Source organism: Oleiphilus sp. HI0067 (assembly GCF_001635735.1).
Map to the genome: position 1 here is coordinate 1 of NZ_LWFI01001158.1, position 534 is coordinate 534.

Here is a 534-nt window from a genome sequence, read left to right on the forward strand (position 1 = left end):
ATGACCTCTTAAAAGGCTATATTAGGCAACGCAAAAACAAAAGACAGATCATAATAGTCACTCATAATGCTAACCTTGTTGTCGCATCTGATTCAGAATGTGTGGTAGTAGCTAACCAAAGCGGGCAAGTTCCTGACAAAGAAAATAAAAAACATAAATTCGAATACTGTGCGGGAGCAATTGAACACTCGTTCATATCACCAGAAAAAGACGGAGTACTTTATAAGAAAGGAATTAGAGAGCACGTTTGCGAGATCTTAGAAGGTGGAGTAATAGCCTTCCAAGAACGCGAAATGAAGTATGGTTTTAAATTTTAATTTGTTAAATGACCCTAATTCCCTTCGCCATTAATCCTGAGAATCGCTACGTCGAGGTAAGCCAAGTACCTAGCGGTAGGAAGTGCAATTGTGTTTGCCCCAGCTGTAAGCAACCCGTGCTAGCACGAAAAGGAGCGAAGAAAGAATGGCACTTTTCTCATGACCCCAATCCTGAGACCCCACCAGAGAAAGAGTGCGAACTTTCTTTCGAGGTTTG

The 534-nt window shown here is 41.6% G+C and carries 1 protein-coding gene and 1 pseudogene; both read left to right on the plus strand.

Annotation, left to right across the window (positions count from 1 at the left end):
• Positions 1–317 (plus strand): annotated as a pseudogene (locus A3739_RS30035) (TrlF family ATPase); the annotation flags it as partial.
• 8 nt (positions 318–325) lie between these two features.
• Positions 326–534: competence protein CoiA family protein (locus tag A3739_RS31470; protein WP_369821110.1), on the plus strand; the 209-nt coding region annotated here is incomplete at its 3' end.